The sequence below is a fragment of the Rhodococcus sp. ARC_M6 genome (assembly GCF_022810305.1).
In the GTDB taxonomy this organism is placed as follows: Bacteria; Actinomycetota; Actinomycetes; order Mycobacteriales; family Mycobacteriaceae; genus Rhodococcus_F.
Map to the genome: position 1 here is coordinate 199,664 of NZ_JALGQH010000001.1, position 23,620 is coordinate 223,283.

Below are 23,620 nucleotides of genomic sequence, written 5' to 3' on the forward strand. Positions count from 1 at the left end.
TTCAGACTAGCCAATCGGTTCCGGATCGACCTCAGGATACTTTTCGGGCCAGGCCAGATGGGTGAGCCGCCGGCGCCCGCGAAGCTGAACCTGCTCGCCCAGTTCCCACTGGGCCTGTTCTTCCTCGTCCGCGAAGTACAGTGCGCTCGTCGACGCGAGGACTCGACTGGGACGGAACTTCGCAAGCTCCGTCAGACGCGAAGCCTCGTTCACCGGATCACCGATAACCGTGTACTCGAAACGTTCCGCCGCACCGATATTTCCAGCGACGGCCAACCCCGCACTCACACCGATCCCCACGTCCAGGCCGGTGATCTCATCGAGCTTGAAGCGTAGTTCGCGGGCCGCGGCAAGTGCTGCGGTAGGCGCATCCGGGCGGTCGAGGGGAGCGCCGAAGATGGCGAGCGCCGCATCTCCCATGAACTTGTTCACGAATCCGTTGTGACGGTCGATGACGTCGACGACAACCCGGAAGAACTCGTTGAGCAATTCGACGACCTCGCCAGGCGGACGCTCGGCCGCAGCACCCGTCGATCCGACCATGTCGACAAAGAGGACTGCAACAAATCGTGTTTCGCCGCCGAGTTCGGTACCGAACTGCAAAGCGCGTCGAGCAACGTCTTCACCGACATGCTGACCGAACAATTGCCGGAGCAGTCGACGCTCGTCGGATTCCTTCATCATCCGGTTGAACCCGACCTGCAGACGCCCGATCTCGCTGCCGTCGAACACCTCCACACGAACGTCGGTGGCACCGCGCTGCACCCGCTCGATGGCTCGTCGAAGCTGGCGGATGGGGTCGGAGATCTGACTTGAAGTCAACATGGACAGCGCGAACGCCTGCACGATAGCCATGATGGAGATCAACAGGATTGTCCAGGCCAACGAGTCGGGCGCGAAATCGAAGTCGCTGCTCAGCTGAGTGGCGCAGAGCAGGATGATGCCGGCGACGGGCATCAGGGTGCCCAGACCCCACGTCATCATCAAGCGGGTGCCGACGCCCGGAGCCATCGTCCGGTCGAACTCGCCTTCACTGAGGGCTTGGGCAGCGACGGGTCGCAGGATCCGCTCGCCGAGCATGTAGGTGAATCCGAAGGTCGTGGTCGCAGCCATGCACACGGTGACGACCACCGCGATAGCCAACCCGGGTACCTCGTTGATCGTCAGCAGCACGAAGATGACGCCGCCGAGGACCCAGAGAACAAGGTGGACGATCGCCTGCCGGAGCGGGGCATGCAGCGCTGCCATCTGCTCACTGCGTGTCGGCGGACCGCCGCGTAATCGCCACCGAATGACCTTGCGGAGCATCATCGCCGCCGCAGTCAGACTGACAACTCCGGCAAACGCGAGGTAGATCCCGAATATCGCGAAGTTGCGGACATGATCGGCAACGATCGAGTCGGACTCCTCGATGGGCACGCCGTACCGGACGAAGGCAAAAACCAGTACTGCACCGAGCAAATTGGCCGCAAGCATCGAAACCATATAGATGGGCCATCGACTGCGGATCGTCACCGCTATCGCTCTGTATGAGGCCCGCACAGCGTTCAATTTAGCTGGCGGGGGTCGAACCGTTGGTATGCACGTCCGATTTTGCGTCCGCCCTCGCTTGTCGGCATAGACAGTTAGGCTCCCGATGTGAACGCAAACGTGGGGAATGCGGACGGGGATTTCGGTATGAGCGAGTTCGAGCGGGTATGAGAAAGCCCATCAGCGCCGACGCCCAGGCAGTGCATCCCGGCGTGCGCATCGCCGCCGAATGGTCGTGGCGCCTCATCATGATCTTCGCGGGCTTGGCCGTCCTCGCCTACATCGTGTTGCGCCTCGAGACAGTACTCATCCCGGTGGGACTGGCGCTCCTGGCGTCGGCGCTGCTGGTGCCGTTGGTGGACCGCTTGCAGGCGTGGGGTGTACCGCGATCCGCGGCGGTAATCCTGGTACTTCTCGGCGCGATCGGAATCGTCGCCGGAATCTTGGCCTTTGTCGTCGAGCAGTTCATCGACGGACTGCCACAGCTCACCGACCAATTTGCCGCCAGCGTCACCCAGATCCAGAACTGGTTGACCAGCGGCCCGCTCCATTTCAGTGAAGATCAGATTCGGCAGGCCGGCGATTCCGTCGTGAAGTCGGTGCAGTCCAATCGTGAAGAACTGACCAGCGGCGCCCTGACCACGGCAACCGTCATCGGTGAGATCTTCACCGGTGCATTCCTGACCCTCTTCACTCTCATCTTCTTCCTGTACGGCGGCGATCAGATCTGGGGATTCGTCACGAGGATCGTTCCGCGTGATTCCAGACGCCGAGTACGGATCGCCGGGTCCGCCGGCTTCGGCTCGCTCATCGGATACGTACGAGCGACAGTGGCAGTCGCCGCTGCGGACGCCATTGGAATCGGTTTAGGCCTCGTCATCCTCGGTGTTCCGCTGGCCATGCCCTTGGCATCACTGGTGTTTGTCGGCGCGTTCATCCCGATTATCGGCGCCTTCCTCACAGGCTTTCTCGCCGTTCTCGTTGCACTGGTCACGAAGGGACTCCTGACCGCCCTGATCGTGCTCGGAATCATCATCGGCGTGATGCAACTCGAAGCGCACGTCATGCAGCCATTGCTGCTCGGACGAGCGGTTCGACTGCATCCATTGGCAGTTGTTCTCGCGATTACCACAGGCATCGTCCTCGCCGGGATAGTCGGTGGACTCCTCGCGGTACCCATCGTCGCCGTCCTCAACACGGCAATTCGCTCGTTGCTCGCCGACGACCCCGAGGCTGTGTACGAGCAACTGCACGTCGAAGATCCGGAGACACCCCTCTACCCAGCGCAACCCGACGAAGTACGAACCGAACCGCGAACCGAGAATCCGATCGCACCGAGCGATGTCACCCCTGATGACTGAATCTTCCAGCCGACGGAGATTGCACTACCGACCCACCGTTCGCGCAGCGTCCGGAGTAGACACCGATCCGGATGCACCGCTGTGGCGGGCTGCGCAGGCATTTCGACTGGTCACTCTGATCTACGCGATCAGCTATCAATTCGCGTCGGTGTCGAACTACACCAATTCACGTCTCAGCTGGTTTTTTGTTGCGCTTATGGCGGTGTGGTCCGGAGTCTCCGCGGTGATGCTCGCCGGCGGAACGGTTCCGCATGCCGGCAAGCTCCAACATCAGATCAAGCGGGGACGTCGCCTACGCACCTACATCGTGCTCACCGATCAAGCGGTCGTCATTGCGTTGATGGCGTCGACGAGACTCGTCTCCGACCACGAGTGGTACCAAAATCACCAGACCTTACCCACCACACTGTGGGCGACCAATGCGGTGATTTCTGCGGCAATTCTCGGTGGCCCCTGGCTCGGAATCGCGTCGGGAGTTCTCATCTCCTCGGCAAGCGCGATCATTCGAGACCAGATCAATCTCGATCTGTGGCGCGATGCCACAGCCCCGGTCCTGGTTTCGGTGGGCTTGGCTCTGGGCCTCGCCACCACGACAGCCAGACGCGCCCATCGACAACTCGAACAAGCCGTGCGTCTGATCGCTGTTACCGAAGAACGCGAACGGCTCGCCCGAGAAGTTCACGACGGAGTTCTGCAAGTTCTGGCGATGGTTCGAAGGCGAGGTGCGGAACTCGGCGGCGAAGCAGCAGAACTCGCCGAACTGGCCGGGGAACAGGAAGTCGCGTTGCGGATGCTCATCTCCGAGCAGAGTTCCGGCGTCACCGCCGACGTCGGCGGCCAGAGAGTGGACCTCGCTCCGCTGCTGACCACTCAGGCAAGCACAACCGTTTCCGTGTCCACTCCCGCCCACCCCGTAGTTCTCGGCCGCGATTGCGCAATCGAACTGGCCGCAATCGTCGACAACGCCCTGTCCAACACGGCGATCCATGCCGGACCCGGCGCTAAGGCATACGTACTCCTCGAGGATCTACCAGGCGAAGTCATCGTCAGTATCCGCGACGACGGCGTCGGCATACCGGAAGGTCGATTGGCCGCCGCCGAAGCCGAAGGCCGCATGGGAGTATCGAAGTCGATTCTCGGTCGTGTCGCGGCGCTTGGAGGCACCGCGACCCTGCACACCGGCCCCGGGGAGGGCACCGAATGGGAGATCAGCGTTCCGAAGGGAAGTAGTGGCAGTGACTGAAGAACAAACTGCGGCCGGCGTATCGGTGATGGTCGTCGACGATCACCCGATGTGGCGAGACGGAGTGTCCCGTGACCTGGAATCAGCCGGGTTCACCGTCACAGCCACCGCTGACGGTGTCGAGCGCGCCCGCAGTCGCGCCGCCGCTGTCAGGCCGGACGTCGTGCTCATGGACATGCATCTGACCGACGGAAACGGAGCCGATGCCACCACAGCAGTGCTCGAGGTCTCGCCGAACAGCAAGATCCTGGTGCTCTCGGCGTCATCGGAACGCGACGATGTTCTCGACGCGATCAAAGCCGGAGCATCCGGCTACCTGGTCAAAAGTGCTTCCGTCGCCGAACTACTCGACGCCGTACGAGCCACTTACAACGGGCAGGCAGTATTCACCCCGGGCCTCGCCGGACTGGTTCTCGGCGAGTACCGACGCATGTCCAGTGCCCCGGCTGACGACCGCGCACCGGAAGTTCCCAGGCTCACCGAACGTGAGACGGAGGTGCTGCGACTGGTTGCAAAGGGGCTCAGTGCCAAGCAGATTGCGACGCGACTTTCCCTGAGTCATCGAACCGTCGAAAACCATGTACAGGCCACGCTCCGCAAACTGCAGTTGGCCAACCGGGTGGAATTGACGCGCTACGCAATCGAGCAAGGGCTCGACTAGCGCTTATCCTGGAGGCATGGAGGCCAGGAATCTACGAGTATCGGATGCAGAGCGAGAGCACGTCGGCGAATTGCTGCAGAAAGCAGTCGGGCAGGGAATGCTCTCGCTCGGTGAGTTCACCGAACGGATGGACACCGCATTGGCCGCGAAGACTCGCGGTGAACTGAACGTCGTGCTGGCAGATCTTCCCGGCATCACCTTGATCTCGGATTACGAACCGCCGGCGTATCCCACAGGTCAGCCTGGCTATCCGTATCCGCAAGCCCAGCACCCGCAACCTCAGCAGGCTCAGTATCCCCAACAGATCCGGTACCCCCAGCCACACCAACCACAGGTCGGTGTTCCTGCAACCGGGCCGTACGGCGCGGCCAACGCTGCGATCGTTCGTGGACGTATGTCGACGGTGACCCGCAACGGGGCCTGGATTGTTCCGCCGTCGGTGGTGATTGACACTCGAATGTCCAGTGTCACAATCGATTTCACCCGCGCAGTCATGCAGACACAGATAGTGCACGTCTCGATCAACGACTATGCGAGTTCGATTGCACTGATCGTTCCCGAGGAAGCCACCGTCGACATGAACGACGTCGAAGCCATCGGAGGCAGCGCCTCCAACAAGGTGCGCAGCGGGCCGCACATGGGTCCGTTGCATCTCGTGGTGCACGGCAAGGTCCGCTTCGGCAGCGTCACCGCCAAACATCCTTTCGGGACCACCATCCGAAGGATGCTGGGTTCCTGATCCGAGAAGCACCCAGGGCAATCGAGTAGTTCTACTCATCTGAATCCGAGTCTCCGATAGCAGGCTCGGAGTATGACCACACCAAGTTCTCCGGCTGTTGATCCGCGACTCGTGACGGCCCTGTCGACCGAATGCGAGAGCATCGGTCGAGCGTTGCACCACCTGGGGCAGAACCTATCGATCCTGCAGTCGCAGTTGGTGAGTGTGCCTGCGCAGATGCCCGTGCGGTTTTCGCCCCCGGCACCTCCGCTTCATGTTCCGCCGCCGCAACAGCAATACGCTCCGCCGCCGCAACAGCAATACGCTCCGCCGCCGCCGCCGCCGCCGCCGCAACAGCAATACGCTCCGCAGCAGTATGTCGGTGCGCCGTACGACCGTCGTGAGCCGTGGTGGCAGCGCGACGGGGTGATCAGCCGGCTACTGGCGATTGCCGGCGTCTCGGTCACTTTGATCGGGGTTGTCATGCTTCTGGTGCTGGCGGCTCAGTCCGGATTCTTCGGGCCACCGCTCCGCGTCATCGGTGGCGCCGCGCTGTCCGGTGGACTAATCTTCGCCGGATTTCGGGTGTACGGACGCCCCGGCGGCAGGGTAGGTGCAATTGCTCTGGTGGCCACCGGGTTTGCCGGCTTCTACCTCGACGTCATGGCCGCTTCGGTTCTGTACGGCTGGCTCGTTGTGCCGGTGGCGATGGTGGTTGCATTCGGAATTGCCGCTGCCGGAATTGCCGTGGCAGTGAAATGGGATTCCGAACCGCTTACACTGCTGATCGTGCTCGGCGCTGCACTGTTGGCGCCGGTGCTGACGGGTGCAATAACGTTGACGCTCATCGGTTTTCTCGTAGCCATCCAATTGGCGGCATTCTCCGCTCAGCTCGGTCGGGAATGGAAGTACCTGGGCTTGGCACGAACAGTGCCGGCGGTACTCGCACTTGTCGTCGCTGTTGCTTCGGGGCTGATGTTCGGCGTAACCGACAGTGAAGCAGCTCAATTGGTTGTCTGCGCCATTCTTGTCGCTGTGATCGGCTTGGCCTCCTCGTCACTTGTGCAACGCGTCGGTTCGCCGTCACGCGGCGGTGTTGCGGGCGGATGGTCGAGTGCAACCTTCGTTGTCGCAACACTCCCTCTCATCGCCGTCGGACTGCTCCTCGATCGTCAGATGGCAGCCGTGCTGTACGGCGTCATGGCTGTGCTTCTCCTGTCAGGCGCTGCAGTGGGTGGGGCTCTATCGGTCCACCTTCGAATGTCCGTTGCCGGCACCGGAGCATTGGCTCTGCTGCTCTGCTGCGCTGCAGGATCTCCTGAATCATTGATCGCCGCAGTTCTTCTCGTGGTTGCGATGATCTTCTTCGGTGTTGCATTCTCGGCCGGATCGCGATTCGTGTTCGCCTTGGGATCGATCTTTGCCGCAGCCGGGCTGATCGGGTTCCTGGTGTCGGTTCCGCCTTCGGCACTGATGACGGCTCGGGCCGCGTCGGCGCACCTCGACGCGATCTCGGCATTGACAGGCCTCGTTGCAATTGGCGTACTCGTCGCCGGTGCGTGGACGATCCGACAGCTGAAGTTGGTAGACGAGAACAACATTGCCACGATTTGGGCCCTCGCCGGCCTGGGCGGCCTCTACGGATTGACGTGTGCACTGGTGGCTTCGGGCATCGAGATCTGGGGCGCGACAGGATTTGTGTTCGGCCACAGCGCCGCGACCGTGGTGTGGATGCTGGCAGCCACATCTGCCCTGGTGTACGGCTTGAACAACCGCCGACAGGCTCACGTGATGCTGGGCACCGGGCTTGCTCTCACCGGCGCCGCCCTCGCCAAGCTCTTCCTGTTCGATCTCGCAACACTCAGCGGACTGGTGCGTGGCGTTGCATTCCTGATCGTCGGACTGCTGCTCCTGCTTGTCGGGACGCGCTACGCACGCGCATTCGGCAAGCAGGAACAGGTCAACGCTGCTTCTTCTGCCTCGCGATGAGTTCGCTGACACTGACAGCATTGTTGTCGTCAGGGCGGTGGCGTCCAGTCGCTACGTCCTCGGCAGTGCTTCCGTTGACTGCAGTGCTTCCGTTGACAGGCGCTTCGGTGGCAGGTTGGACGGCCCCGTTGCTTGCAGCCCCGTTGCTTGCATTTCCGTTGGTCGCGACGGTTGCTCGGACGCCCGGAAGTGGCCTCGACGCGGGCGGCGTCGCCTCCGAGGTGCGAAGATCCGACAACCAGCTTTCGATCGGACGTACTTCGGGGGCGGGGGGAGATGCCGGCGCAGGTTTTACCGCCTTGTACGTCGGGTTGGGAACCGGCGCTTCGATCAGGTCTTGCGGAGCAGTGACCAGTGGCCGGTCAGTGCTGCGGCGCCGCGGTGTCTCGTCAGGCTTGACCGTCGGGGCCTTGACGGACATTTCACCGAGGGGGATGGGTTCGGTGAGGGGGTCTGGTTCACGTTTGCCAGAAGCCGGCGTGATGGGAGGCTGCACCCGCGATGCCGTGGTCTTGGCGAAGCCGGGTCCGGCGATCGCGCCGACAGGTACGAGCTGCGGGATGTTGGCGAGTGCAAGCTCACTGTCCAGAATCGGCTCGCCCAGACCGATCTTTTCCTGGATCCGTTTCATCCAGGCAGGAGCCCACCAGCAGTCGTCGCCGAGCAGTTTCATCGTGGCGGGCACGAGGAACATTCGGATGAGTGTGGCGTCGATGACGAGGGCCGCGATCATGCCGTACGAGATGTACTTCATCATCACGAGTTCAGACAGGCCGAACGCGCCGGTCACCACGATGAGGATCAGTGCAGCCGCTGTAATGATTCGGCCGGTATGCGCCGTTCCGATGCGGATGGATTCGGTAGTGCTTGCCCCTTGGGCGCGGGCTTCCACCATCCGGGAGAGCAGGAACACTTCGTAATCGGTGGAGAGTCCGTAGACGATCGCGATGATCAGGACCAGAACGGGCGACATGATGGGGCCGGGCGTGAAGTTGAGCATCTCGGAGCCGTGCCCGTCGATGAAGATCCACGTCAGGATTCCGAGTGTCGCTCCCAATCCGAGGGCACTCATCAGCGCTGCCTTGATCGGTAGGACCAACGATCCGAAGGTAAGGAACATGAGCAGCGTCGTGAGCACCAGGACTGTGACGACCATCAGCGGCAGTCGGTCGAGGAGTGCGTCGACGCTGTCCTGCTCGATGGCAGGGGTGCCGCCGACGAGGACCGCCGTACCTTCAGGCCATTCAGCGGATCGGAGGTAGTCGACGGTGGGACGTGCCTCGTTGCGCTCGGTCAGACCGGCCTTGAGGACGTTGACGCCGTTCTTTGTCGCCTGCTCGGGAGTGAACTTCTCGACGAGTCCCGGAGCGTCGTTGGCAGTCTTCATGATCTGGCCGAGAGCTGCATTGTCTGCGCCCTCGATGACCAGCCGGATGGGCTCGGTGCGGTTACCCGGGAAGAGTTCGTCGAACTCGGCTTGCGCCACGCGGGTGGGGCTGTTGGGCGGCAGATAGGTCTCGTTGATACCGCCGAACTTTATGCCGCTGAGCGGAATGATCATCAGGAGCAAAGCGACGATGATCGGGATCGCGACTTTGAGTGGATGTCGCATCACGAACGAGGTGAGCTTGCCCCAGAAGCCGTTCTCGATTTCTTCATTGGTCTTGGTCTGACGCAGTCGCTGGAACGTGAGCGCGTCGATCCGCTTGCCGAGAATTCCCAGGATGGCGGGAAGGATCGTGATGGACGAAATCGCTGCGAGCATGACGGCTGCGATGGCGCCGTAGGCGACGGATTTCAGGAATCCCTGGGGGAAGAGCAGAAGCCCGCCGAGGCTGACCGCGACCATCGTGGCCGAGAACATGACTGTTCGACCGGCCGTCATGACGGTTCTGCGAACTGCGGACGGGGTGTCGTACCCCTCGGCTATCTCTTCGCGGAAGCGACTGACGATGAACAGTCCGTAGTCGATGGCAAGACCCAGTCCGACCAGTGAGACCACCGGCGCAACAAATGCGTTGACCTCGGTGAAATTGGTGATCAGGCGGATGATGCCGTTGGCGCCGATGACGGTGAGTCCACCGATGATCAGAGGCAGTGCCGCAGCGACCACGCCACCGAAGACGAAGAACAACAAGACCCCGACGGCCGGAATCGCGAGCATTTCCATGCGCTTGATGTCATTGGCCATCGTGTCGTTCAGCGAGTTCGCCACCGGCTGCAGACCGGCCAACTGAACGTCGACGCCGTCGATGTAGAAAGCGCTCTCGACGTCGCGGAAGTTGTTGGATACAGCTGTGTCGTTGTCGCCCGCGATGGCGATGCTGGCGACCGCGTTTTGCTTCGTCGGGTCGGCCAAGGCGGCGACGGAGAGTCCGTCGCCGACCTTGAAGTACGAACCGTTGATCTTCATGATCTGGTCGGGGTGCTCGGCGACGAGCCGTTGCAGGCTGTCGATGACTTTCGCCTGGAACTCGGGATCGTCGACGGTCTTGCCTTCCGGCGCTGTATACAGCGCCAAGACGTCGCCCGTTGTGCTCCGCCCGAATGTGCCGTCAGCGAGTTTGGCAGCCTCGACCGATTGCGATCCCGGATCGTCCCAGCCGCTCTGGCTGAGGTGATCTTGCAGGCTCAGACCGTAAGCGGCGAGCCCAAGAAGACCCGCCACCATGACGGCGATGACGGTGAAGCGGGCACGGTAGACGATGCTTCCCCAGCTGGCGAACACTGATCAACTCCTATTCGGCAACACTTTTTCGCCCGATGAGCAGGGCGGAAAGCGGTCGGAACGGCTGCAACCAGGCGCCCTCGTCGGGCAGAGTATCCAGGCTTACCCGCGGCAGAGGCTCGCGGAACACACCGGGGATATCCTCGAGATCGACGAAGTCCAAGATGTCGGACGACACAGCCCAGCTGGCGTGCTCGCGGAATCCGAGTACTTGAACCGGAATGCCGGTTGCTGCGATGTTCTCCAACGGTTCGCGGAATGCTTGCCCGTCGGCGGACGCGACCATAATTCCGGCCAAGCCCTCGCCGTACCGCAGAGCGATGTGCTCGAGCATGTCTGAATCGACATCGCTGTCCTCATCGACCTTCGGCTTGGCGAACACCGCAAAACCCACATTACGCAACGCTTCGACCCAGGGGCGTACAACGTCGGCGCTGCCGGTCGCAATGTTCGTGAAGACTGTCGCTTCGGGCTCGAGAGTGCCATTTTCCCGAGTGGACAGTTCAGCGGTGCGCGAGAGTAGCCAACGACCGAGAGCGTCGAATCGTGGCCGGTAGGCGGCCGTCGGGCGTCCACCGAGGATCGCACCGAGGCCCATGTCCAGGTTGGGGGCGTCCCAGACGAGAAGTACCCGCTTGGGGTGGCGGGAGTCACGACCGAGGTCGAGGGGAGATCCTGACGACGTGACGTCCTCAGATAGCTGTTCGCTGACACTCATGCTCTGATCTTCCCCCATATGAACTCGTTGATTGCACTTCCGACTTGATGGGCCTTGTCCTCGAACTTCGTGACAGGCCGCTCATGGGTCATCGGGGACTCCCAATCGAGTGCCGTCAGCAGAGGCTCCTGGTTACCGATTTCATCGATCCATTCGGCGTAGTCGGCATGGTCTGTGGCGACGTGAAGAACTCCGCCAGGCTTGAGGCGGTTGGCGATCAGCGCGAAGGTCGGAGCCTGCAGCAGGCGACGCTTGTGGTGCCGAGCCTTGGGCCACGGGTCCGGGAAGAACACGCGAACACCCGTCAGTGATTCGGGGGCGATCATGTTTTCCAGAACGTCCATCGCGTCGCCGCGGAGAACACGAATATTCGGGATTTCTTCGCGTTCTACCTGCTGGAGCAGCTGCGCGAGCCCGGGGCGATAGACCTCGATAGCGACCAGATTGACGTGCGGCTCTGCCTTGGCCATTGCTGCGGTGGCGGTACCGGTGCCCGATCCGATCTCGATGATCAGGGGTGCGTCGCGTCCGAACCAGGCGTTCGCGTCGAGGGGGGTATCGGACACGTCGGCGCCGATGAGCGGCCACTGACGGTCCCACGACTTCTGCTGTGCGTCGGTCAGCGCACCCCGGCGCGAGCGGAAACTTGTCACGCGCGGATGGAGACGGGAACCCTTGGATTCTTCCGTCTCGCCAGCGTTCGGGGTTGGCAGTGCATGCTGATCGGCTTCGTTCACGCGTCCATTGTCACGCATGAGCGCCATATATCGCAGACGGGTCTGAAGTTCGACTTGAGGCTTTCTGTGAAAAGCGCGGAAAACAGGACAGGAAATCTGTGTAGTCGAACACCGGATGACCCGCCGGGAACAGCTCCCGCGAAGTGGACCTGACAGAATCTGGCCAGCACGAGGGGAGCGTGGAGTGAGGATGAGAACAGGGGCTCGATTGATGGCCGTGGGGTCGATGGAGGACGCGACCGCGGAACCGATGGACGAGCTGAGGCGGCTCGCGTACCGGCTGATGCCGATCGACCAGCGCGCCGCAGAAGCCGTGCATTCGATTGTCGGATCGCTGACAGCGCCGTTGCAGGTGCTAGTTGCCGGACGAAGCGGAGTGGGGCGCTCTGCAGTGGTCCGGTTGCTCGAAAGTGACGACAGAGCGACGCGTCGCGTCGGCGGTGCTCCAGTAATACCGACGGAGACGCGAGCGTTCGATGTGCCGGGGGCAAGTGATCCGGACCTGACCCACCACTGCGTCGTGTACGTGGTTGTCGACGGAGTCCGAGATGTGGATCGGCGTGCCGCACGGCGGTTGTCCGATCGCGGGTTTGTCGTCGTGAACAAGGCCGACCGCGTGGGCGACGGCTGGGAAGCTGCGGTCGGACGCGCCGCCGAGATTGCGGATGAGGTCGGGACTGTCACGGTTCCCCTGGTGGCGTTGACCGGAGAAGGCGGTGGCGCCGTTTTCGACGTCCTCGCCCGGATACTCGAGACCGCGTGGTGGCGCAGAGTCGACGGAATGCGATCAGTACTCGACAGGCTTGCCGCCGTCGCCGACGCAGACGAGGCCGGCGCGCAGGACGAAGTCGAGCGGTACTTGGCCGACGAGGGCGGGGTGATCTTTGCCGCGACTGCCGTGCTGGTGCGTCCGGAGTTGCAGGCGTTTGTCGCCGCAGCGCCTGCTCGACCGAATACGGTCGACGAAGCACTGCGGTGTGCAACGTGGTGGGGAGGGCAGGCGCAACGCGAGCACCCTGCGTGGCCGGACGCGATTTCACTCGTTCAGCGTGCCTACGTCAGAAGGTGGGCGTCGCTCGGTGGCAGACCCGACCGACCCGAGGTCGCTCCGTGACTGACAGTCCGACGGTAGCGTCCGCCGCTATGGGGCCGGTGGTGGAGCGATGGAATCCGGCCGGGGTGTCGGGGGACGTCGAAGAAGGTGAATTTAACAGTGCTGCAAAGGTTCTTGTCATCGGTCCGCCTCGGTGTGGGCGCGAAGACGTGGAGCGACTACTTCGGTCGAGCGCTGGATATGTCACTGTCGAGTGCGCGGCCGACGCGATAATCGTGTTATTGGTCATCGACGCCGCGAGCGTGATCGGAAGTGAAGAACTGGAGTTGCTCGACGAGGCGGGGGTTGGTGGCTTGCCGTTTGCGGTAGTGCTGACCGGTGTGGACGTCTATGAGGACTGGGAATCCGTGTGTGCTCGTGGCCTGGGCATTCTTGCTGCGCATCGTGATGTCTACGGCGCTGCCACCGTCGTCGAGTTGTCCGAGCACGGCGGGTCGGCGTCGTTGTTCGCCGTTGTAGACGGCGTCCGATTACGTGCTGTATCCCAGCCAGGCGGCGGAGTGATCGCCGAAACCCGAAGAATGATCGACTTCGAGATCCGAAACCTCCGCGAGAATGCTCCCGGTAGCGAATTACGTTCGGAGCGAGCGCAATTGCTGACCGATCGTGATGGTCGACGCAGTGAACGCCTTGCACAGATGCGAAGCCGGCTCCAACGGGCACGCGCTGATCTCACACAGCAGATTGCGGACACCGCCCGTATGACGGTGGCGTCGGCACGCATCTGGATCGACGAGTCCACCCGAGCTGAACTCCTGAGCTTGCCGGCGCGTATCGAACACGAAGTTGCTAGCAACACAATCATTTTCGATGCCGCGATGTCCACGGCGGTCGGAGCAGGGGAGGATGGCGGCCAGCTTCCCGTGCCGCGTTTTCCCGACGGACCGGCCGTGCGGACCCAGGGGAACGAAGAGCGAATCACCGTGTTGGTCGGGGCATCGGCTGGACTCGGATTGGGTCGGATCGCAGTCACTCCGTTGGAGATGATCCCGGCACTGGACATTGCAAGCATTCCGGTGACCCTCGCACTCGGCGCGGCAGCAGCGTGGTGGTTGAGCCGCGCGAGAAGCGTTGCCGCAGAACGAGCGCACGCTCGCGCCTGGTTGGTCGAAACGATGTCTACCGTGCGAGCGCAATGGGAGCAACGCGTACTGAACGGACTTCTCGACGCGGAAGTGGACCTCGCCAACGCGATCATGGCGGAGAGTCGTGAATTGATTGCGTCGGTGCAGGCGCGAATCGTGGAGATCGATGCCGAACTCCGGACGCTGGGCCAGGCTCATACCGGACAATTGGCGGCGTGTGAACGAGACCTTGCGATTCTGAACGGATCCGGAACCTGAGCAGGTTGTCCACAGGAACAAACTTTCGAGAGGGAGGAGCTGCCGAAATCTGGTAATACTGATGAGTCTCGTCATTCGGTAGGGGTTGCCGTAGCGAGGCGCAGGTACCAACTACAGGGGGAACCATGGACAGCTTTCTGATCACGGCAGACAACGTCGACACCGGTCGGTTCGACGTCTGTCACCTGCCCGTCGCGCATCTGCCGGCCGAGGGCATCGACCCGGCAACGTTCGGACCGGGATCGGGCGCCGTCGACGTCGGAGACCTGACGGTAAATCTCGACGCCTTCGATCTGGACGGAGACGGAATCGTCGACAGTCGCGTCGTCCATTCCGACGATGCGCTTGTCGTCGTCTCGGATTTCGATCACGACGGCGGCGCGGACCGCGTGACGATGGTCGAAGCCGATGGCGACTACTCGGCGTGGGAATGCCACCGCGACGACGAAGGACTGTTGGTCTGGGACCGCATCGACGCCGGGACCTTATGAGTGAAAATCCCGGGACTTTTGGAGCAAAAGTGGCCGTTTGACGCCTTCACCGGCCGGGTACGCCGCCTGAATACACCATCTGAATCGTTTCTGTGACAATTCTGACCACACCCGATTACCTGCAGGTGAACAGCCAGCGTTAACCTCACTACATAGGACACCCGGCGTCCGTGGAATTCACGTGAGTGGATGACGCGGCTGGACCCCGTCGAGAGGGGGACACCGGGATCAACTGGTATCGGGGCGCTACCTGTGAAGGTGCGTCGTGTGTCAGGAGAACCCGGTTCCGGCTCACCCCAGGAGAGTTTGATGACCTCAGCGACCATTCCCGGTCTCAATGGAACTGACGGCACGCCCCCCACGCAGCACAAGGAACTCCTTGCGTGGGTCCAAGAGGTTGCCGAACTCACCCAGCCGGCTCGCGTCGTCTTTGCAGACGGCTCGGACGAAGAGTGGGACCGGCTGACCAACAAGCTGGTCGAGGCAGGCACCTTCACACGCCTCAACGACGAGAAGAAGCCGAACTCGTTCCTCGGCAATTCCGATCCTTCCGATGTGGCACGCGTCGAATCGCGCACCTACATCTGCTCGAAGGAAGAAATCGACGCAGGCCCCACCAATAACTGGATGGACCCGTCGGAGATGCGCACCCTCATGGGTGACTTGTACCGCGGTTGCATGCGCGGACGCACCATGTACGTCGTGCCGTTCTGCATGGGTCCCCTCGGCGCCGAGGATCCCAAGCTGGGCGTCGAGCTCACGGACTCCGAGTACGTCGTCGTCTCCATGCGCGTCATGACTCGCATGGGTGCCCAGGTTCTCGAGAAGCTCGGCACCGACGGATTCTTCGTCAAGGCACTGCATTCGTTGGGCGCTCCGCTGGCCGAAGGCCAAGCTGACGTCGCGTGGCCGTGCAACGACACCAAGTACATCACCCACTTCCCCGAGGATCGTGAGATCTGGAGCTTCGGTTCCGGCTACGGCGGAAACGCTCTCCTGGGCAAGAAGTGCTTCTCGCTGCGCATCGCTTCGGCAATGGCGCACGACGAGGGCTGGCTGGCCGAGCACATGCTCATCCTCAAGCTCATCTCTCCGGAGGACAAGGCTTACTACATTGCGGCGGCATTCCCGTCCGCCTGTGGCAAGACCAACCTTGCGATGATCCAGCCCACCATCCCCGGATGGCGTGCCGAGACCCTCGGTGACGACATCGCCTGGATGCGTTTCGGTGACGACGGACAGCTCTACGCCGTCAACCCGGAATTCGGTTTCTTCGGCGTGGCACCCGGCACCAACTGGTCCTCGAACCCCAACGCCATGCGCACCATCGACCAGGGCAACACGGTCTTCACCAACGTTGCACTGACCGACGACGGCGACGTCTGGTGGGAAGGCCTCGAAGGCGACCCGCAGCACCTGATCGACTGGAAGGGCAACGAGTGGACGCCCGAATCCGGCAACCAGGCTGCTCATCCCAACTCGCGTTACTGCACCCCGATGTCGCAGTGCCCGATCATGGCTCCCGAGTGGGACGACCCGAATGGCGTGCCGATCTCGGCAATCCTCTTCGGCGGACGTCGCAAGACCACGGTTCCGCTGGTCACCGAGGCTCGTGACTGGCAGCACGGCGTCTTCATGGGCGCCACGGTCGGCTCCGAGCAGACCGCAGCCGCAGAAGGCACAGTCGGCACGGTTCGCCGCGACCCGATGGCAATGCTGCCGTTCCTCGGCTACAACGTGGGCGACTACTTCCAGCATTGGATCGACCTCGGCAAGGCTGCCGACGAGTCCAAGCTGCCCAAGGTCTTCTACGTCAACTGGTTCCGCCGCGGCGACGACGGACGTTTCCTGTGGCCAGGCTTCGGTGAGAACTCTCGCGTCCTGAAGTGGATCGTCGAGCGTATCGAGCACAAGGCTGCGGGCATCGACACCCCGATCGGCGTCGTTCCCACCGGTGAGGCTCTCGATATCGACGGCCTGGATGTGTCGGCTGCCGACATCACCGAGGCTCTCGCGGTCAACATCGACGAGTGGAAGGCCGAGATCCCGCTCATCGAGGAGTGGTTCGATTTCGTCGGCGAGAAGCTGCCTACCGGCATTCGCGACGAGTTCGAGGCTCTGAAGCAGCGTCTGGGCTGAAGTCCATTGCGTTTTAGTTCTTCTGCGTGACCCGATGCCGCATCGATTCGATCTAAGCGAATTGATGCGGTATTCGGCGTTTGAGGGCATTTTCGTGCTGATTCGGGTCGCTTCTGGTAATTTAACCGGCCCGGTTGAGGCATAGGCCACATCGAATGATGCAATACGTTGTCAGCGAAACGATCCGGTCGACACTGCGACCGCATGGAGGTACGGAAATGGCCGGAATTTACAACGACGTCACCGAGTTGGTCGGGCGCACCCCGCTGGTGCGACTCAACCGTCTTACCGAGGGTCTCGGCGCACAGGTTGTAGTGAAGCTCGAGTTCTACAACCCGGCAAACAGTGTCAAGGACCGTATCGGCGTTGCGATCATCGACGCCGCCGAGAAGTCCGGTGAACTCAAGCCCGGCGGCACCATCGTCGAAGGCACCAGTGGTAACACCGGTATCGCCCTCGCCATGGTCGGCGCTGCACGCGGCTACAAGGTCATCCTGACGATGCCTGAGACCATGTCCACCGAGCGTCGCGTCATGCTGCGCGCCTACGGCGCTGAGATCGTGCTGACGCCGGGTTCCGAGGGTATGGCCGGTGCTGTGGCCAAGGCCAAGGAAATTGTCGAGCAGACCGAAAATGCCGTCTCGGCAAGCCAGTTCGCGAACCCAGCGAACCCGGCCATCCACGAGGTCACCACAGGTGAAGAGGTTTGGGCGGACACCGACGGTGCCGTCGACATCTTTGTGGCAGGTATCGGAACCGGCGGCACCATCACCGGCGTCGGACGCACACTCAAGAAGTACAAGCCCGAGGTCAAGATCGTGGGCGTCGAACCCCTCGACTCCCCGATCCTCAACGGTGGAGCGCCCGGACCCCACAAGATTCAGGGCATCGGCGCCAACTTCGTTCCCGAGATCCTCGATCGCGAGATCTACGACGAGATCATCGACGTCACGTTCCCGGACTCCATCGAGATCGCCCGTGCGCTCGGTACCCAGGAAGGCATCCTCGGTGGCATCTCATCCGGCGCCATCGTTTGGGCTGCCCTCGAACTGGCCAAGCGTCCCGAGAACGCCGGCAAGTTGATCGTGGCTGTGGTCTGCGACTTCGGTGAGCGTTACATCTCCACCCCGCTGTTCGAACACATCCGGGACTGAGGTTCGTGAGTATCCTCGGCACCATTCGCGAGGACCTGCAGGCTGCGCGCGGTCAGGATCCTGCCGCGCGCAGCAATGCGGAGAACGCGCTCGTTTACTCAGGGCTGCACGCCATCTGGTCGCATCGAGTTGCGCACAGGATGTGGGCAGTGCCAGCACTGCGCGGCCCCGCCCGGGTGCTGTCGCAGCTGACACGTTTTGCCACCGGCATCGAGATTCATCCCGGCGCCACCATCGGCCGACGGTTCTTCATCGACCACGGCATGGGCGTTGTGATCGGGGAAACTGCTGAGGTCGGCAACGACGTCATGCTCTATCACGGGGTCACCCTCGGTGGTCGTTCACTCGAGCAGGTCAAGCGTCACCCGACACTCGAAGACCGCGTCACCGTCGGTGCGGGTGCCAAGATCCTCGGCCCCGTCGTCATCGGCGAAGGCAGTGCTATCGGCGCCAATGCTGTTGTGACACGGGATGTTCCGGCTGATTCCATTGCAACAGGAATTCCCGCAGTGGCGCGTCCGCGCACCACCACGGAGAAGTTGGTGGATCCGAACAGTTACATCGATCCGGCGATGTATATCTGAGCGAGTTTGCCGGTGGCCGCCCCTCGTTTCGACGGTGGGGCGGCCATCGGCGTCTGTTCAGACTCGGACAGGTTCGGGACAATTGCTGTGAGTGGGCACCCTTTTCATGAAGTGGGCACCCCTTCCGTCTTGCTGGAAGGGGTGCCCACTGTGCACAAAGGGTGCTCGCTCAGGCCGCGATGGACGGTTCTTCCGGCGTCGAAAGCGTCAGGATCGCCCGTACGACGCGTGGGCTCTGCTCGAGTGTGCGCTCGAGTTCGCGCAAGGTGTGGGCGACTCGTGATTCTGCGTAGTCGCCCACCAGGTCGACACTGGCAACCAGATACACCTGCCGCGGACCGAGGTATTCCATGCGCAGGAACGTGATTCGGTTGATGTCGGGAAGCGCGGTGAGTGCTTCAATGCCGGCTGCGCGGAGCGTCGGCGATGCTTCTTCGCCGACCAGGAACCGGCGATTGCGATCGATCAGGATCACCGCGATCACGCCCAGCAGGATGCCGACGCAGATGGATCCGAGGGCGTCGGGAATCGGTGAGCCAGTGATCTGGTGCAGCAGCACGCCGACAAACGCGATGATCAAACCGATCAGTGCCGCAGCGTCTTCGGCAAACACGGCCCGCGTCGTGGGGTCGGATGTGTTGAGTGCCTGAGCAAGGACATCGCGGTTGACGGCTGCCGCTTCACCGCGGAGTTGTTTGTACGCCTGACGGAACGAGATGCCCTCGAGGATGAACGAGACCCCGAGAACTGCGTAGGCAACACCGAAGTCGGTGGCCGGCTCAGAATGGAACAGTTCTTGGATTCCGTGGGTGATCGACACTCCGGCGCCGAGGGCGAAGAGTCCGAGGGCCGCGAACATCGACCAGATGTAGGCCTCGCGGCCGTATCCGAGTGGATGTTCGCGGTCCGGGACTCGCTTCGATCGCTTGTTGGCGATGAGGAGCAGCACCTCGTTGCCGGTATCGGCCCACGAGTGGGTGGCTTCGGCGACCATCGACGCCGATCCGGTGATGATCGCGGCAGCTGTTTTTGCCGCGGCGATCAAAGCGTTTGCGGCAAATGCCAGTACGACGGTGGCGGTGCTTTCGTCTTGTGATGCCTTTGTCTCGGTTTCGGTGCTCACGATTCTCAGGCTAGGCGGGGGCTGGCGGTTTTGCGCAGGGAGTGAGCACCCTTTTCATGAAGTGAGCACCCCTTCCGTAGTGCGGGAAGGGGTGCTCACTGTGCACAAAGGGTGCTAGCTCAAGTCAAGATCAGCTCGTGTAGCCGGGGGGCATGAGCACGGACTTGCTCTCACAGAAGGCTTCGAGGCCTTCCGGTCCGTTCTCGCGTCCGATTCCGGAGTTCTTGTAGCCACCGAACGGTGAGCCGGCGTCGAAGGCGTACCAGTTGATTCCGTAGGTTCCGGTGCGGATCTGCGCGGCAATTTCGAGGCCGTGCTCGATGTCGGTGGTCCACACGGAGCCGGCGAGGCCGTAGTCGGAGTCGTTGGCGATCTTGATGGCCTCGTCCTCGGAGTCGTACGGAATCACTGAGAGGACGGGTCCGAAGATCTCTTCGCGGGCGATGGTCATGGAGTTGTCTACGTCGGCGAAGATGGTGGGCTCGACGTACCAGCCCTTGTCCAGGCCGGCGGGACGGCCGCCGCCGAGAACGAGACGAGCGCCCTCTTCCAGACCCTTGGCGATGTAACCCTCGACGCGCTCACGCTGCTTCTCGGAGATCAAGGGGCCGAGCTGGGCTGCCGGATCCGAAGGATCGCCGACGGTCATGTAACCGGCAGCGGTCTTCATTCCCTCGATGACCTCGTCATAACGTGAACGGGGAGCGAGGATTCGGGTCTGTGCAACACAGGCCTGGCCGGTGTTCATCAGGCCGGACATGACGAGCATCGGCATACCGGCAGCAATGTCGGCGTCCTCGAGGATGATCGCAGCGGACTTGCCGCCGAGTTCGAGGGAGCAGCGCTTGAGGTTCTGAGCGGCGATGGCGCCGATCTTGCGGCCGACGGCGCTGGAGCCGGTGAAGGTGATCTTGTCGATGTCGGGATGTGAGACCAGGTATTCGCCGGTCTCGGCGCCACCGGGGAGTACGGAGATGACGCCGGCGGGAACGCCTGCCTCGGCAAAGATTTCGGCAACCACATGGACGGAGAGCGGCGACTCGGGTGCCGGCTTGAGTAGGACGGCGCAGCCTGCGAGCAGGGCGGGAGCGAGCTTGTTGATCGCGAGGAACAGTGGAACGTTCCAGGCGAGAACGGCAGCGACGACGCCGACGGGCTCACGGGTGACCTTGGTCTGGCCGAAGACGCCGGTGCGCTTCTCTTCCCAGGCAAATTTGTCAGCGAGTTCGGAGTAGAAGCCGAGCGTCGCCATCGACGGGGTCTGCTGCATCATGCCGACCATTGACGGCGGCTGGCCCATCTCGTTGGAGATGAGCTGGTTGAGTTCTGCGCTGCCCTCTTCGAGGAGCTTGGCGGCCTTCGCGAGGATCGCGCCGCGCTCGGCGGGCGTCGTCTTACCCCAGGGTCCGTTGTCGAAAGCGTTGCGGGCAGCGGCGACTGCGGCATCGATGTCTGCGGGGGTGGCGACGGGGCAGCTTCCGACGAGCTCTTCCGTTGCCGGGGAGAACACTTCGAGAACCTGGTCGGTGGCGGGGGCGACCCACTCGCCGCCGATGTAGAGCTTGTCGTACTTTGTCATCACAATCATTCCTCGGTGTTGTCGGTCTGAGGTTCTGGGGCCATATCGGTGAAACTGGTGAAGCCGTAACGCTCGTGGGGTCCGATGGCCGCGACTTCGAAAAGTCCCGTGCCGTCGAAGGTTTGACCACCCTCGGTGAGATGGAATTTGCTGAGGTTGTCCACGGGGGAGAACATGCGCTGCATGGGTTCGAATTCGTGGACTTTGTGTCGCAGGCCTTGCACGACGAGTTCGCCTTGCCACATTCCGTGACGCCAGTCCTGCTCGAGGCCGTAGCCGGTGCCGATGCCGATGTGGTTGGCCAGCAACAGTTCACAGTCGACGGTCAGTACCTCACCGTTGGGGCGGTGAAAGGTGAGGGTGGCGCCGGTGACGTCGCGGGTGGCGGGGCAGAAGATCAGGTTGTGCTCGGGTCGGCCGAGCCATTCCGTGTCGCGGCCAGGCTCCGGCCACACCCGCATCGCTTCCTCGATGATGCGTCGGCCCTGCGCGTCTTCCTGCATGATGACGGAGATGGTGAAATCGTCGAATTGCATGACGGAGTAAACCCAGAAGAAGTTCTGGATATCATCGACGGCGCGGCGGCCGGGAGGTTCGGCCTCGCCGACCGGACGCACGCCCCACGAACGATCACGGTTGCCGCGCCACGTTGTCGGGTCGATCGCGATCTCTTCACCGTCGACGGTGAGATTTCCTGTCCACGTTCCCGTTTGCAAGAAGCGGGACGTTTCGAAGGTTACTCGTTCGAGTTGACGACGAAACTGCTTAGGTTCCAAGGCCGCCGGGATGGTGGCGTCGAAGGTGATGTCGAAGGAGAGATCGTATTCACTGCTCGGTTCGAGGACAACACGAAGTTTCTGCAGGCCTTCGAGGACCTCGATGCGCAGTGGTCCGACCGTGGTGTCGGTGCGGTCGGCACCGAGAGCTTTCGACATCCGAGCCACGATGTGATGGTCACCGTGGCGGAGGACCGCAAAACCGTCCATGACACCGAGATTGGGGTACTGGCCCAAGCCGACGATCAGGAAGGTGTCGTCGCTGTCGGTGGGATAGCAGTTGAAGTAGTAGCGGTCGTAGAAGTTTCGGTCCGAGGTGGCAACGTGGCGGACAGGCTCGGCGATCTGGTGAATGGGGTAATCGTCCATCGGTGACAACATGCTCACTTCACCCCTTCCCAGTAGGTGCCGTCGAGCATCGTGGTGACGGTTGCTCGGTGCATGATCATGTCGTCCGGGTCCGCCGGCGTCTCGGCTTGGCCGAACGCTATGGCGCGGGCTTGGACGCGATACATGACCGTGGCGTGCCGGATGGCTGCGTAGGTGGTGTAGAACTCCAGATCGGTCGGCGTGTATCCGGTGAGATCGGCATAGGTGTCGGCTACGTCCTGGAGCCGAAGGAAATCGGGCAGGCCAGGCAAGTTTGCAAGGCCGGCAAAGTCTTCGAAGAATCTGTGCTGGAACACCATCCAGCCAAGATCCAGCTCGCGCGGGCCGAGCGTCGCCATTTCCCAGTCGAGCACCGCAGCGGGTTCGAAGTCCTGGTACATGACGTTCCCGATTCGGGAATCGCCCCAGCTGAGTACTGCGGGGGAGTCGTCGGCGGGGTTGTTGGCTTCGGCCCAATCGAGGCAACGTTCGATGAGCGGTGACCGTGCTCCGTCCGCGACAGTCCACTCGTAGAATCGACGCTGATCGGCGATGTGAGCGGAGAGTGCTTCTCGGGCAGTCGAACCCGATCCCGGGAGTTGGAGGAAGTCGAATCGCTCGAGCGGCTTCTCGATGGCGTGCAGGTGGGCGAGAATCTTCACGGAACTGTTCTGAAGTGTCAGGCGCTGCTCGGGTGTTGCCTCAGTTACCCAGGATCCGAAGGTGTAGGGCATGACGTCTGGCGGAACCTGGCCGGAGATGCGTTCCATCACGAAAAACGGTGCGCCGAGAGCGTCGGAACCCGATTCGGACCAGTAGACGGACGGGACCGGAACGTCGGAATGCTCGCGGACCTGCGCCATCGTTCGGAACTGGGCTTCGAGGTCGTAGGTCGGAAAGATCGGCATGGTGGTCGCCGCCGGTGCAACGCGCGCGACCATCGGGTGGTGTTCGCCGTCCCACGTCGCGTCGAAGAGGATGGTTTCGCTGGACATGCCGTTGGCGGCAGGCAAGGTGACGTCGCCGACGGTCACGCTGGATCCGGCCGGTACTTTGGCCGCCATCCACCGCTCGAGGCGCTCACGCAGGTCTTCGGTGTCACGCTGGGAACTGCTCGGTCGGGCGACCTGAGCGAGATGTTCAGCTTCGTCTGCTGAGACAACGTCGGAACTCATGGTCACCTCCTTCCACTGTTGTCGTGTGCCAAGCCTGCGATGTGTGAGTCAGACCACTAAAACACGTTACAGAAATAAGTACCAGATG

Annotated in this window: 19 protein-coding genes; 11 read left to right on the plus strand and 8 right to left on the minus strand. The window is 62.2% G+C overall.

All coding sequences use genetic code 11. The annotated features are described in order from the left end of the window. Nucleotides 1-6 precede the first annotated feature (6 nt). Nucleotides 7-1,485 carry an adenylate/guanylate cyclase domain-containing protein gene (locus tag MTX36_RS00955; RefSeq protein WP_243618220.1) on the minus strand — a complete coding sequence of 493 codons (1,479 nt, stop codon included), beginning with the start codon at nucleotides 1,483-1,485 and terminating at the stop codon, nucleotides 7-9. Between the two features lie 212 nt (nucleotides 1,486-1,697). Between MTX36_RS00955 and MTX36_RS00960 the strand changes: the two genes are divergently transcribed. The 5 genes from MTX36_RS00960 to MTX36_RS00980 all read left to right on the plus strand — a co-directional run bounded on the left by MTX36_RS00960 (nucleotide 1,698) and on the right by MTX36_RS00980 (nucleotide 7,502). Then, nucleotides 1,698-2,891, plus strand: a complete 1,194-nt coding sequence (locus MTX36_RS00960) for an AI-2E family transporter (protein WP_243617903.1) — start codon at nucleotides 1,698-1,700, stop codon at nucleotides 2,889-2,891. Beyond that, on the plus strand, nucleotides 2,884-4,134 hold the full coding sequence (gene macS, locus MTX36_RS00965; RefSeq protein WP_243617904.1) for a MacS family sensor histidine kinase: 1,251 nt from the start codon (nucleotides 2,884-2,886) through the stop codon (nucleotides 4,132-4,134). The genes MTX36_RS00960 and macS overlap by 8 nt, the downstream gene beginning before the upstream one ends. A 28-nt stretch (nucleotides 4,135-4,162) precedes the next feature. Next, nucleotides 4,163-4,795 (plus strand): response regulator transcription factor, encoded by a 633-nt coding sequence (locus tag MTX36_RS00970; protein WP_243618221.1) that lies wholly within the window; start codon nucleotides 4,163-4,165, stop codon nucleotides 4,793-4,795. 16 nt (nucleotides 4,796-4,811) lie between these two features. Beyond that, nucleotides 4,812-5,534 carry a DUF1707 domain-containing protein gene (locus tag MTX36_RS00975; RefSeq protein ID WP_243617905.1) on the plus strand — a complete coding sequence of 241 codons (723 nt, stop codon included), beginning with the start codon at nucleotides 4,812-4,814 and terminating at the stop codon, nucleotides 5,532-5,534. 72 nt (nucleotides 5,535-5,606) lie between these two features. Further along, nucleotides 5,607-7,502, plus strand: coding sequence for a DUF2339 domain-containing protein (locus MTX36_RS00980; RefSeq protein WP_243617906.1), 1,896 nt, complete (start codon nucleotides 5,607-5,609; stop codon nucleotides 7,500-7,502). On the opposite strand, the gene MTX36_RS00985 is transcribed toward MTX36_RS00980, so the two are convergent. From MTX36_RS00985 to trmB, 3 genes are read right to left on the minus strand one after another with little or no spacing between them, the layout of a single operon-like run. After that, complete coding sequence (locus MTX36_RS00985; protein WP_243617907.1) at nucleotides 7,474-10,230, minus strand: MMPL family transporter; 2,757 nt, start codon at nucleotides 10,228-10,230, stop codon at nucleotides 7,474-7,476. The genes MTX36_RS00980 and MTX36_RS00985 overlap by 29 nt on opposite strands. Before the next feature lie 10 nt (nucleotides 10,231-10,240). Then, on the minus strand, nucleotides 10,241-10,948 hold the full coding sequence (locus tag MTX36_RS00990) for an NYN domain-containing protein (protein ID WP_243617908.1): 708 nt from the start codon (nucleotides 10,946-10,948) through the stop codon (nucleotides 10,241-10,243). Next, nucleotides 10,945-11,703 carry a tRNA (guanosine(46)-N7)-methyltransferase TrmB gene (gene trmB / locus MTX36_RS00995; RefSeq protein ID WP_169632979.1) on the minus strand — a complete coding sequence of 253 codons (759 nt, stop codon included), beginning with the start codon at nucleotides 11,701-11,703 and terminating at the stop codon, nucleotides 10,945-10,947. Before trmB ends, MTX36_RS00990 begins: the two co-directional genes overlap by 4 nt. Before the next feature lie 172 nt (nucleotides 11,704-11,875). On the opposite strand from trmB, the gene MTX36_RS01000 reads away from it, so the two are divergent. The 6 genes from MTX36_RS01000 (at nucleotide 11,876) to epsC (ending at nucleotide 18,510) form a co-directional block, all read left to right on the plus strand. Further along, a complete protein-coding gene (locus tag MTX36_RS01000; protein WP_243617909.1) occupies nucleotides 11,876-12,799 on the plus strand; it encodes a hypothetical protein in 924 nt (307 codons plus the stop codon). Then, on the plus strand, nucleotides 12,796-14,142 hold the full coding sequence (locus tag MTX36_RS01005) for a hypothetical protein (protein WP_243617910.1): 1,347 nt from the start codon (nucleotides 12,796-12,798) through the stop codon (nucleotides 14,140-14,142). The genes MTX36_RS01000 and MTX36_RS01005 overlap by 4 nt, the downstream gene beginning before the upstream one ends. Nucleotides 14,143-14,267: 125 nt before the next feature. Then, entirely contained in the window at nucleotides 14,268-14,633 is a 366-nt protein-coding gene (locus MTX36_RS01010) for a DUF6802 family protein (RefSeq protein WP_243617911.1), read from the plus strand. A 309-nt stretch (nucleotides 14,634-14,942) separates the two neighbouring features. Continuing rightward, nucleotides 14,943-16,772, plus strand: a complete 1,830-nt coding sequence (locus MTX36_RS01015; RefSeq protein WP_243617912.1) for a phosphoenolpyruvate carboxykinase (GTP) — start codon at nucleotides 14,943-14,945, stop codon at nucleotides 16,770-16,772. Nucleotides 16,773-16,990: 218 nt separating this feature from the next. Next, the gene (cysK, locus tag MTX36_RS01020) at nucleotides 16,991-17,926 is read left to right on the plus strand and encodes a cysteine synthase A (RefSeq protein WP_243617913.1); all 936 of its coding nucleotides are present in this window, start codon (nucleotides 16,991-16,993) and stop codon (nucleotides 17,924-17,926) included. 5 nt (nucleotides 17,927-17,931) lie between these two features. Further along, on the plus strand, nucleotides 17,932-18,510 hold the full coding sequence (gene epsC, locus MTX36_RS01025; RefSeq protein ID WP_243617914.1) for a serine O-acetyltransferase EpsC: 579 nt from the start codon (nucleotides 17,932-17,934) through the stop codon (nucleotides 18,508-18,510). Between the two features lie 169 nt (nucleotides 18,511-18,679). Here the strand turns inward: epsC and MTX36_RS01030 are convergent, their stop codons facing one another. From MTX36_RS01030 to MTX36_RS01045, 4 genes are all read right to left on the minus strand, one after another. Then, nucleotides 18,680-19,633, minus strand: coding sequence for a cation diffusion facilitator family transporter (locus MTX36_RS01030; protein ID WP_308198174.1), 954 nt, complete (start codon nucleotides 19,631-19,633; stop codon nucleotides 18,680-18,682). Nucleotides 19,634-19,763: 130 nt separating this feature from the next. Further along, nucleotides 19,764-21,212, minus strand: a complete 1,449-nt coding sequence (locus MTX36_RS01035) for an aldehyde dehydrogenase (protein ID WP_243617915.1) — start codon at nucleotides 21,210-21,212, stop codon at nucleotides 19,764-19,766. Nucleotides 21,213-21,217: 5 nt separating this feature from the next. Further along, the gene (locus tag MTX36_RS01040; protein ID WP_243618223.1) at nucleotides 21,218-22,369 is read right to left on the minus strand and encodes a hypothetical protein; all 1,152 of its coding nucleotides are present in this window, start codon (nucleotides 22,367-22,369) and stop codon (nucleotides 21,218-21,220) included. 2 nt (nucleotides 22,370-22,371) lie between these two features. Next, a complete protein-coding gene (locus MTX36_RS01045; RefSeq protein WP_374230405.1) occupies nucleotides 22,372-23,538 on the minus strand; it encodes a phosphotransferase family protein in 1,167 nt (388 codons plus the stop codon). Between the last annotated feature and the right edge of the window lie 82 nt (nucleotides 23,539-23,620).

Coding starts and splice junctions, on each gene's coding strand:
- MTX36_RS00955 (WP_243618220.1), bottom strand. CDS start 1,485: ATGGTTTCGATGCTTGCGGCCAATTTGCTCGGTGCAGTACTGGTTTTT.
- MTX36_RS00960 (WP_243617903.1), top strand. CDS start 1,698: ATGAGAAAGCCCATCAGCGCCGACGCCCAGGCAGTGCATCCCGGCGTG.
- macS (WP_243617904.1), top strand. CDS start 2,884: ATGACTGAATCTTCCAGCCGACGGAGATTGCACTACCGACCCACCGTT.
- MTX36_RS00970 (WP_243618221.1), top strand. CDS start 4,163: ATGGTCGTCGACGATCACCCGATGTGGCGAGACGGAGTGTCCCGTGAC.
- MTX36_RS00975 (WP_243617905.1), top strand. CDS start 4,812: ATGGAGGCCAGGAATCTACGAGTATCGGATGCAGAGCGAGAGCACGTC.
- MTX36_RS00980 (WP_243617906.1), top strand. CDS start 5,607: ATGACCACACCAAGTTCTCCGGCTGTTGATCCGCGACTCGTGACGGCC.
- MTX36_RS00990 (WP_243617908.1), bottom strand. CDS start 10,948: ATGAGTGTCAGCGAACAGCTATCTGAGGACGTCACGTCGTCAGGATCT.
- trmB (WP_169632979.1), bottom strand. CDS start 11,703: ATGCGTGACAATGGACGCGTGAACGAAGCCGATCAGCATGCACTGCCA.
- MTX36_RS01000 (WP_243617909.1), top strand. CDS start 11,876: ATGAGAACAGGGGCTCGATTGATGGCCGTGGGGTCGATGGAGGACGCG.
- MTX36_RS01010 (WP_243617911.1), top strand. CDS start 14,268: ATGGACAGCTTTCTGATCACGGCAGACAACGTCGACACCGGTCGGTTC.
- MTX36_RS01015 (WP_243617912.1), top strand. CDS start 14,943: ATGACCTCAGCGACCATTCCCGGTCTCAATGGAACTGACGGCACGCCC.
- cysK (WP_243617913.1), top strand. CDS start 16,991: ATGGCCGGAATTTACAACGACGTCACCGAGTTGGTCGGGCGCACCCCG.
- MTX36_RS01035 (WP_243617915.1), bottom strand. CDS start 21,212: ATGACAAAGTACGACAAGCTCTACATCGGCGGCGAGTGGGTCGCCCCC.
- MTX36_RS01040 (WP_243618223.1), bottom strand. CDS start 22,369: ATGTTGTCACCGATGGACGATTACCCCATTCACCAGATCGCCGAGCCT.